3 protein-coding genes are annotated in these 3,868 nt (G+C 52.6%); all 3 read left to right on the top strand.

From position 1 onward, the window contains the following. Positions 1 to 602: DUF1501 domain-containing protein (locus ABX962_RS32250; RefSeq protein ID WP_372725789.1), on the top strand; the 602-nt coding region annotated here is incomplete at its 5' end. Positions 603 to 757: 155 nt separating this feature from the next. Next, on the top strand, positions 758 to 2,257 hold the full coding sequence (locus ABX962_RS32245; protein ID WP_372725787.1) for a sulfatase-like hydrolase/transferase: 1,500 nt from the start codon (positions 758 to 760) through the stop codon (positions 2,255 to 2,257). 214 nt (positions 2,258 to 2,471) lie between these two features. Next, on the top strand, positions 2,472 to 3,683 hold the full coding sequence (locus ABX962_RS32240; protein ID WP_372725785.1) for a kappa-carrageenase: 1,212 nt from the start codon (positions 2,472 to 2,474) through the stop codon (positions 3,681 to 3,683). The last annotated feature ends 185 nt before the right edge of the window (positions 3,684 to 3,868 follow it).

The raw sequence follows: 3,868 nt of genomic DNA, 5'->3' as shown, positions 1-3,868 counted from the left end.
TGGACATCTCCGGTGAAACTGCCGCGACGCTGAAAGCCTATGGCGTCGAGGGCGGCAGCAAACTACGAGGCGAGTATGCCCAGAACTGCATCTTGGCTCGTCGGTTACTCGAAAAAGGAGTCCGCGTCGTCCAACTGTTCAACGGCAGCGATCCCTCGGGCGGAAACGGCATCACGAACTGGGACTCTCATTCGGACATCGAAAAAACGCATGCGATGCAGGCCGAGATCATGGATCAACCGACTGCGGCCCTGTTCGCCGATCTGAAGCAACGCGGAATGCTTGAAAACACGCTGGTGGTTTGGGCCACCGAATTCGGACGGATGCCATTTTTGCAAGGCAACGGTACTGGACGTGACCATAACCCAAGTGCATTTACTTGCTTTTTGGCGGGTGCCGGTGTCAAGAAGGGATTCAGCTACGGCGAAAGCGACGAATTTGGCTTCAAAGCCGCAATCAACCCGACAACGGTTTATGACTTCAACGCGACACTGTTGCATTTGATGGGGCTCAATCACGAACGTTTGACCTTCTATCACAACGGGATCGAGCGGCGACTGACGAATGTCCACGGTCATGTCATCAAGGACGTGTTGGCCTAAAACCACCTGTTCGTCCAAGCGACATGTTGGCCCAAACCGCGTGTTGCCTCAAGCGGACGCCACGCGAGTTTCAAATCGCTTTACCCGCACTTGCATCATCCAACATTCCGCCCCGCGGTGTCCTTTTACTCGTCCCTCCAAATCAGATCACACCCATGCTGACCCGCGATTCTATCGGCCGATCATCCATCTATCTGTCCTACCTATTGTTGTGCGCCGCTGCCGTGTTGACGGTCGCTGCAGCCTCGGCCACCGCATTTGCAGACGAGCCACCAAGACCCAATATTGTGGTCATTCTCTGTGACGATCTTGGTTACGCGGACGTCGGTTTCAACGGGGCCAAAGATATCCAAACTCCGTCGCTTGACCATCTAGCCCGCAACGGAACGATTTTTACGTCCGCCTACGTGACGCATCCCTTCTGTGGCCCGAGTCGCATGGGATTGATGGCGGGCCGCTATCCGCACGAGTTTGGGGCCCCCTTTAATCTGCCCAATGCAGGACTCGGCATCGAGCAATACAACCGCCAAGGCATTCCGGTTGTGGAAACACTAATAAGCACGGTGCTGCAGACAGCTGGCTATTACACCGGAGTGGTGGGTAAATGGCATTTGGGGATCGATCCACCGTTTCACCCAAACAACCGCGGCTTCGATGATTTCTACGGTTTCCTTGGCGGAGGACACGACTATTTTCCCGAGAAATACATGGCGACTTATGAACGTCAAAAAAAGGCAGGAAAAACCACCTTTAATGACTACATTCTTCCGCTCGAGCATAATGGCCAACAGGTCAACGAAACGCAGTACATGACCGACGCGCTTTCACGCGAAGGCGTGCGATTCGTGAAAGAGGCGGCAGAAAGAGACGCTCCGTTTTTCCTCTATCTTTCGTACAACGCGCCGCACACACCGCTGCAAGCCAAAGAGGAAGACCTCGCCCAATACGCGGATATCAAAGACGAGAAACGCCGAACCTATGCTGCGATGGTGCATGCGGTGGACCGTGGCGTTGGCGATGTGGTTGCCGCGCTCACGCAAGCCGGCAAGTTGAACAATACCTTAATTGTGTTTTTGAGTGACAATGGAGGCAAAGAAGGGACTGGTTCCGACAACACTCCACTGGCAAAAGGAAAGGGAAGCGTTTGCGAGGGTGGATTCCGTGTTCCAATGTTCTTTCATTGGCCCCACGTGGTCCCCGCAGGCAAACGTTTTGATCATCCCGTATCCGCTTTGGATTTCTATCCCACCTTTGCCGGACTGGCGGGAGCAAGCGTTCCAGAGAACAAAGAACTTGATGGCAAAGATATCTGGACCGACTTTCTAGCAGACCGCAGTTCACGCAAAGGACAACCGATCTTTGCGCTGCGTCATTATGCAGCATTCAGCAACGTGGGCATCCGACAAGACCAGTGGAAAGCAACTTGTATCGGTAAACAATGGACACTCTATAACATCGACAACGACATCCACGAAGACAACGACCTCAGCCGCTCGCATCCCGAAGTACTGCGAACCATGATCTCGGCGGCGGAGAAGTGGAGCCATACTCACACCCAGCCTTTGTGGTTCTATACCGAAAAGGAAGGCGAACCGTGGCAGCAAAATCACATGCCCAATTACGAGTCGATCTTTTCAATCGATGGATCGCAATAAACGACACAATATTCCCCGGCCGTTGCATCATCCCTACGTCGAACCATTCGTGAACGATTCACGCAAACAGCCGAGAATCGTTAGCCAATTTTCTGTCGCTTGAAAGTGATTCCGTATTCAAGCGATCGAGGGATGCTCGATAGCCATGATCGTGTTGTCGATTCTCGTGATCCTTAACAAACTGCCCCCCGCTCACTAACACGTGGAAGCCAAAATGATTTTCGCATTTAGAAGCATGCTGTTCCTGACCCTCTCGCTCGCGGTTTCATCGACGGTGATCGCGGATACGCCGCTACCCGTCGGAGACATTTTGCGGGCCAGCCCCGGTGAGTGGGAGTTGGTGCCCGAGTTCTCCGATGAGTTCAACGGAGATACTATCAACGCTCAAAAATGGAACACCAATACCGAGGACTGGGGAACTTGGAGCTGGGAACCCGAAAACACGAGTCAGAACAATGGTTCACTGCATTTGCAGATGGTCCAGCAAACGCATCAACGCGGCAACCAGAAACTCGACTACAAATCAGGAATCGCCAGAACGCACAAGACGATAACCTACGGCTACTTCGAGGCTCGTGTGAAAGGTTGCTCACGTTTCCCCGGAGCATCGCCCGCATTTTGGCTGCATAGCAAAGGCCCCGAAAATCGTTATCGGGCGATAGATGGCGAAACCGTCACCTATTCCGAAATTGATGTGATCGAATTACAGCAGAGCGAATATGACGCGTTGACGAAGCAGCATCACGGCGTGAATCACATCGACTGCAACTTACACACCCAGCTCTTAAAGAATGGGGCAAAAGTGTGGATCCGTCCCAACACCAATCCGCTAATGTGCAAAAACGAGTTTGTGGCGCCGTGGGATCCCCGCGACGACTATCACCTCTACGCCGTTGAAAACACAGAGAATTGGGTCGTGTGGTACATTGATGGAAAAGAAATTGGCAGGAAACCCAACCTGTACTGGCACCTCCCGATGCACATTACATTCTCACTGGGACTTCGCTATCCGTTTGAAGGCTACCAGAATGGGAATCGCGTTCCAGTGTACGAAAAAACCACCAACGAGGGATTTCCGACGGCGATGTCAGTGGACTACGTCCGCGTTTGGCAGAATCGTGCGGCAAAACAGAGCGAGTCGAATATTAGGCAAGTACAAACCGACAAGTCTCGCGTCGCCAAACCCGCCACTGCGATGAAACCGGCAAAAAATAATCCCTCGACCGATGCGACCAAGGCCGAGTTTGTCGCGATGGAAAAGGCAAAATGGGAAAAGGAGGGCTGGAATTGGAATCAAGCCAAGGTGGAATCCAATTTTGACGAGATGGATACCAACCGGGACGGCATCGCCTCGGGACAGGAGCGACAAGCTTGGTTCGAGAAAAAAAGGACTTCGCTAAAGAATGACTCCGCAAATGACAGATAGGCTGCTGGCGTGTCAATGTGGGATAGGTTTCCATGTAAAGCCACCGGAACGTTTTTTGAAAAGAGACCAAACTACAATGACAACGATCTTTCCTACTGAGATTTTGCAGCGATTGAAACAGACACGCGTGGTCGCGGGGTTTTCAGTCGAGAAAGCCGAGCACGCGGTTCCCTTGGCCCAAGCAC

This window comes from Novipirellula sp. (genome assembly GCF_041583735.1).
Taxonomy (GTDB): Bacteria; Planctomycetota; Planctomycetia; order Pirellulales; family Pirellulaceae; genus Novipirellula.
This window is presented reverse-complemented; position numbering and strand designations above follow the sequence as displayed.